At 55.8% G+C, this 5,923-nt stretch carries 6 protein-coding genes and 1 other RNA gene; all 7 read left to right on the forward strand.

Annotated features, from left to right (window positions below):
- Positions 1-378 (forward strand): SDR family oxidoreductase (locus ACWVCN_RS09065; RefSeq protein WP_455245246.1); only part of this gene is annotated, 378 nt, incomplete at its 5' end.
- Positions 379-462: 84 nt separating this feature from the next.
- On the forward strand, positions 463-1,413 hold the full coding sequence (locus tag ACWVCN_RS09070; protein WP_455245247.1) for an NmrA/HSCARG family protein: 951 nt from the start codon (positions 463-465) through the stop codon (positions 1,411-1,413).
- 12 nt (positions 1,414-1,425) lie between these two features.
- Positions 1,426-1,812, forward strand: a complete 387-nt coding sequence (locus ACWVCN_RS09075; RefSeq protein ID WP_455245248.1) for a RidA family protein — start codon at positions 1,426-1,428, stop codon at positions 1,810-1,812.
- A 14-nt stretch (positions 1,813-1,826) separates the two neighbouring features.
- Positions 1,827-3,461, forward strand: coding sequence for a hypothetical protein (locus tag ACWVCN_RS09080; RefSeq protein WP_455245249.1), 1,635 nt, complete (start codon positions 1,827-1,829; stop codon positions 3,459-3,461).
- Between the two features lie 321 nt (positions 3,462-3,782).
- Positions 3,783-4,131: a transfer-messenger RNA gene (gene ssrA, locus ACWVCN_RS09085) on the forward strand.
- Positions 4,132-4,225: 94 nt separating this feature from the next.
- Positions 4,226-4,540 carry a cupin domain-containing protein gene (locus ACWVCN_RS09090; RefSeq protein WP_455245250.1) on the forward strand — a complete coding sequence of 105 codons (315 nt, stop codon included), beginning with the start codon at positions 4,226-4,228 and terminating at the stop codon, positions 4,538-4,540.
- Between the two features lie 579 nt (positions 4,541-5,119).
- The gene (locus ACWVCN_RS09095) at positions 5,120-5,797 is read left to right on the forward strand and encodes a formylglycine-generating enzyme family protein (protein ID WP_455245251.1); all 678 of its coding nucleotides are present in this window, start codon (positions 5,120-5,122) and stop codon (positions 5,795-5,797) included.
- The last annotated feature ends 126 nt before the right edge of the window (positions 5,798-5,923 follow it).

Here is a 5,923-nt window from a genome sequence, read left to right on the forward strand (position 1 = left end):
CCCTACTTTGCCATGCAGGAGGCGGCGAAAGTGTTAAAAGAAGGTGGACGCATCGTGAATATCTCGACAGCCGGAACTCACATGAACTTCTTCGGGGCGACGGCGCATCTCGGGAGTAAGGCGGCTCTGGAGCAGTTTACGAAGGGACTGGCACTCGAGTTAGCGCCCCGTGGCATCACGGTAAATTGTGTGTCGCCGGGGATTACTGACACGGGTATCTTGGCCGAGCAATATCGTCAGTTTGGCATCCAACTCTCGCCGTTCAACCGGCTCGGTCATCCTGATGAAGTGGCCGAGGTTGTGGCGTTTCTGATCAGTGAACGGGCAAAGTGGCTGACCGGACAGAATATTCAGGCAGGTGGCGGCATCGTCATGTGAAGGGGACTGCCACCCTTCCTGGCGGTGGCTGTCCCCTTGGCCTGCTCATCGAACAGTACAGGTATCCAGAAGAAAGGAGGGAGCATGGCAAACAAAAAAATCATCGCCGTGGTAGGTGCGACCGGAGCGCAAGGCGGCGGACTGGTTCGAGCGATCGTGAACGATCCCAGGTGTGGGTTTGCAGCCCGCGCCCTTACTCGAGACGTGAACTCGGAGAAAGCCAAGGTGTTGACTGCGCTCGGCGCCGAGGTCGTAGCGGCGAATCTTGACGATGTCGAAAGCCTGAAACGGGCCTTTGCCGGAGCTTACGGAGCATTCTGTCTGACGAATTTCTGGGAACATTTTTCTCCCGAGAAAGAATACGCACAGGCGAAAGCTCAGGCGGAGGCTACGAAGGCGGCCGGTGTTCAGCATGTGATTTGGTCGACGCTGGAAGACACGCGCAAATGGGTGCCGCTCTCGGACGACCGTATGCCGACGCTCATGGGGAAGTACAAGGTCCCCCATTTCGATGCCAAGGGTGAAGCCGATCAGGAGTTCAAGAAGCTCGGTGTCCCCACCACGTTTCTTCTCACCTCATTCTATTGGGACAATCTGATCTTATTCGGCATGGGACCGAAGAAAGGTCCGGACGGTACTTTGGTCTTCACGCTCCCGATGGGTGACAAGAAGCTCCCGGGGATTGCAGCCGAAGACATCGGCAAGTGCGCGCTCGGCATATACAAAAAAGGTAAGGAGTACATCGGGAAAACAATTGCCATTGCCGGAGAACATCTTACTGGTACCGAAATGGCCACAGCTTTGACGAAAGCTTTGGGTCAGCAGGTCCGCTACAACGCCGTGACACCGGAGCAGTACCGTGGGTTCGGTTTTCCGGGGGCTGATGATCTGGGTAACATGTTTCAGTTCAAGTGCGATTTCAGCGAGGCGTTTTGCGGACCGCGCAACCCTTCCATCGCGCGCGGACTGAATGACGCGATACAAACCTTCGAAACTTGGTTGTCGAAGAACAAGGAACGTATTCCTCTCTCATAGGAAGGAGAAAGAATGCCACGGGAGAATGTTTCGTCCGGTGGTCCCTGGGAAGGCAAGATCGGCTACTCACGAGCCGTGAGAGTCGGTCAGTCAATCTCTGTATCCGGTTCGACCGCCATGACGCAGTCCGGCCTCGTAGGCAAAGGCGATCCCTACGCGCAGACGTTTCAGACCTTGAAGACGATCGAGGCTGCATTGAAGCAAGCCGGTGCATCGCTTAACGATGTCGTCAGAACACGCATCTATATGGTGAACATCGATCAGTGGCAAGAGGTCGGACGAGCGCACGGTGAGATCTTCCGGAACATCAGGCCTGCAACCACTATGGTGGAGGTGAAGCGTTTGATCGATCCTGATATGCTCGTCGAGATCGAAGCCGACGCGATTATCTCCGCGTGACCCCTTTCCACTGCATGTTAAAACCGCTCGTCAACTGGATCGATGAGAATATTCTTGAGCTCGGCCGCGAGATGCGGCTCTCCTACCTGCCGCCTCTTATGGTCTACATGGCCTACGGGATCTCCGGCTTGACCGGAATTGTAGGCACCTTTTTCGTCAAAGATTATCTCGGTCTCTCCGCTTCTTTCCTGGCCGCGCTCGGCTTCTGGGCCGGCATTCCCTGGGCGCTCAAGATGCCCATCGGTCACACGGTGGATCTGCTGTGGCGATGGAAAGGCTGGCTGGTCGGCCTGGGCGCGGGATTGCTGGCCACCAGCCTTGGCATCATGGCGGCGTTGATCGGTCACCGCGACGCGATGACCGCCATCGCGCCGGCAGAAGTCTGGTACGTCCTCAGCGTGCTTCTTGCCCCGATCGGCTACGTGATCCAAGATGCCGTCGCGGATGCGATGACGGTCGAGGCAGTTCCCCTGGTGGATGAACGCGGCCAGTTCTTCGACGAGCGCACGCGGAAGCTGATGCATACTACGATGCAGACGCTAGGCCGTGTGGCGATCGTCGGCGGAGGGATCATCGTTGCGTTGGTCAATGTCTACGTCTTCACGGGAACCAACGGACTCCCGCAAGCTGAGCTCGTCAAGCTCTATCAGCGGATCTATCTCTTGGCGCTCATCATTCCCTTCGTCTCGGTGCTTGGACTTGGGGTGGCTTGGCTCGTCCGGTGGCGACATCGGAATGCCCTCATTCAACAGGGCTTCACGAAGGAACAGGCCGAGCAGATGGTCGAGGTGCGGGGGCGGACGGAAGAAGTCGCACAGCCCAATTGGTGGATCCTGGGAGGCAGTCTGCTCTTTGCGCTCTTCACAGTGTCAGTCGGCTTGGGAGGTTTTACCTATAATGAGGAAATCGTCTTCTTCGGCTCCATGTCCATCGTGCTGTTCCTCATGGCGAAACTGGTCAAGGAATTGGAGCCCGACAAGCGATTTACCCTCGTCGGCACCGCAGTTGTGGTGTTCATCTTCCGGGCCATTCCAGGTACAGGTCCGGGGACGACCTGGTGGATGATCGACCATCTGAAGTTCGACCAACAATTTCTGTCCGTCCTCTCATTGATCGCCAACTCATTGACGCTGGCGGGAATGTTCGTCTTTCGACGGTTCATGGCGGAGCGGTCCATCGCGTATGTTGTAGGGTTTCTGACCGTGGTAGGGACTATTCTTACGGTGCCGATCGTGAGCATGTATTACGGCTTGCACGAATGGACGTCGCGGGTCACCGGAGGCATCGTCGACGCACGTTTCATCGCCTTGGTCGACACAGCGCTCGAGTCTCCCCTCGGGCAAATTTCGATGATTCCCATGCTGGCCTGGATTGCTAATTCGGCCCCAACTAAATTGAAAGCTACCTTTTTTGCGGTCATGGCGTCATTCACCAACTTGGCTTTGTCATTGAGCCAGCTCGGGACAAAGTACCTGAACGATATTTTTGTCGTGACCCGCGAAGTCCGCGACCAGACAACCGGTGTTCTTCAAATCCCCGCCGACTATAGCCAGCTCGGACATCTGCTGATTTGGCAGTTACTGTTGGGATTAGCCCTCCCATTCATCGCGATCTTGTTTGCCAAGGCCACTCGCTTCAAGAGCGCGTGAGAATTTAGCCGCATTTGTAGATCAATAGCTCCACCAAGTGTGTCGATCAGCCCTGAGGCGCACGGAGCTCATAAATCGTCCTTCGTAGAGCGCCGTTCTTCCAAGACACTGTCTGTATTCAGGGTGCGCGTTGTGATGAGAACCGTTTAAAGAGGTCCTGGCATCCCCTTGACCTGTACGGTATCATGAGCATCTAGAGAGGAGCTGGAATCGGTCTGAAGGGTCTGACGCTTCATGGCAGGTTGTTCAAGATGGCCGTCCAGCAAGGCTGCAGCGGGCGAGATCGCCGCTGGAGGCAATTTTCATCATTCTGACGAGAAAGGGGGCGACCGGTTTCGACGGGGATACTGAAGTCACCGTTGCATGTCGAGCTCTCGGGGACTCGTAAAACTCCGGGAAAATGCAACTGCCAATCAAGAACTGGCACTCGCAGCTTAATTAAGCTGTGACGTCGTTTCATCTGAGGCCCGCGGGGATGAAACGGCGCGATGCAGCGGGCTGGTTCCACGCCGGTGCTCAGCGTCGGGGAACGAGACAATTCTGGGCTAGCGGCTGTTCTAAGCCTGCCGGTGGGCGTGGATGGCTGCGAAACTCAAACTATCGGCTACACATGTAGACACGGTGTACGGACGATCTTCGGACAGGGGTTCAACTCCCCTCGCCTCCACCAAACAAAGCTTGCTCGACCCGGAGCCATTATGGAAGGTTCCTGGCGACGGGATAAAAACACCTCCCGTAACTTTCGTGTTACTCCGGGCTCGTGCATGCCGTCCGCTCTTCATCCAATGACTCCACCAGTCAGCATCGACTCAATCCGATCCTTCTGGCACTCCCGCGGGTTCAGTTGCGACATCTGGACCGATTCTCCGGGCCAGGTGTGGGAAGATTACCGTCACACGGTCGACGAACTGGTCATGGTCCTTGAAGGAGACGTGGAGTTTGAAATCGGCGGGAAGGTCTTTCGACCAGCCATAGGAGAAGAATTGTTCATTCCTGCCGGCGTACTCCATAGTGTCAGGAACAAAGCTCGGACGATTTCGAGGTGGCTGTACGGCTATAGCGTCAATAAGCCCACTTAATATTCCCACTGTCTTTTCTTCTTTTCTGCCCATCCGCTGTGCCTCCACTGATGCCTCGGGCTGTATTGAAGCCCGACATAAGGCTTCCCACACTGGAATGTCTCCGCATTTTTCGGTACCCTCAATAGTGAGGTTTTTGCGTCGAACCTTGTGGTTTCAGAGGTGCGTCGGCCAATGAAGAAGTTTATTAGACAGGTTGCAGCGGTGGTTCTCTTGGGTGGCTTCTCGTTCTTTTGGGTCGAGGGACGAATAGTATCGGGGACGGAAACGACACCGGCCAAAGCCGAGGCGGTCCCGCCTCCTCCACCTCCGCCGAATTCCGGGTCCCCAACCGTACCACCAAAGACTCGCGTGCAGGAAAGTGATTCAAAACCGGCGACAAAAGCGCCTGTCACGCCCTCCCAACCTGAGAATTCTGGCAAAGAATCTGCTCCGGCAAAATCGGAATCAGTCTCCCCTCAAGTTGCTCCGAAACCTCCTGCTGTGAAATCTCCAACTCCATCCAACGGACCTGGGACATCCAAATCTGCCCCAGTGCCCCAGCCACCTGCTGAGATTATTGGAAATGACGGTGCCCCTATGGTGCTGATTCCGGTCGGCGAATTCACGATGGGTAGCGACAAGGGGGATGATGACGAACAACCCATCCATCGGGTATTTCTCGATAATTTCTATATCGACAAATTTGAGGTAACTAACCGCCGGTTTGCAAAGTTTGTCAAGGCGATGCTTCTTGAGCCTCCGTGGAGTTTTGCGGATAAGGATACACCGATTGTGCATGCTGATCGCCCGGTCCGTTGGGTCAACTGGTGGGAGGCTTTGGGATATTGCCTCTGGGTCGGGAAGCGCTTGCCGACTGAAGCAGAATGGGAAAAGGCCGCCCGGGGTTCGGATGCCAGAACCTATCCGTGGGGAAATGATCCTCCGACGTCTGCCCACGCAGTGTTCGGGTTGAAGGAAGGGACCGATACAGTGTCCCCAATCGGGAACCGGGATGCGGGGAAGAGCCCGTATGGCGTGCATGATATGGCGGGGAATTTGTACGAGTGGACAATGGATTGGTACGATGATCGCTACTATACGGATTTGACGGCGATCAATCCCCGCGGACCGCTGCAGGGCACGGCGAAGGCGCAACGGGGTGGTTCTTACACGAACTCACCCTACCGACTACGCTCCACATTCCGGACAAAAGGCGATCCCTTGGAACATGAACACAATGTCGGATTTCGCTGCGCCCAAGACGCTCCGAAGTAACCCATGGTGCGGACGTTCCCTTTTCTAGGTACGTTCGGCTGCTGCCACACCTTTCTTGAATGTCGAGTACACATAGATTGGGATGCCCATGTCTCCCAATGTCTGCTCGATCAGGGGCTTGACCTC

This window comes from Petrachloros mirabilis (assembly GCF_975968855.1).

Bases quoted from the DNA above. Each gene is read 5' to 3' on its own strand.
- ACWVCN_RS09075 (WP_455245248.1), top strand. From the start codon at position 1,426: ATGCCACGGGAGAATGTTTCGTCCGGTGGTCCCTGGGAAGGCAAGATC.
- ACWVCN_RS09070 (WP_455245247.1), top strand. From the start codon at position 463: ATGGCAAACAAAAAAATCATCGCCGTGGTAGGTGCGACCGGAGCGCAA.
- ACWVCN_RS09080 (WP_455245249.1), top strand. From the start codon at position 1,827: ATGTTAAAACCGCTCGTCAACTGGATCGATGAGAATATTCTTGAGCTC.
- ACWVCN_RS09090 (WP_455245250.1), top strand. From the start codon at position 4,226: ATGCCGTCCGCTCTTCATCCAATGACTCCACCAGTCAGCATCGACTCA.
- ACWVCN_RS09095 (WP_455245251.1), top strand. From the start codon at position 5,120: ATGGTGCTGATTCCGGTCGGCGAATTCACGATGGGTAGCGACAAGGGG.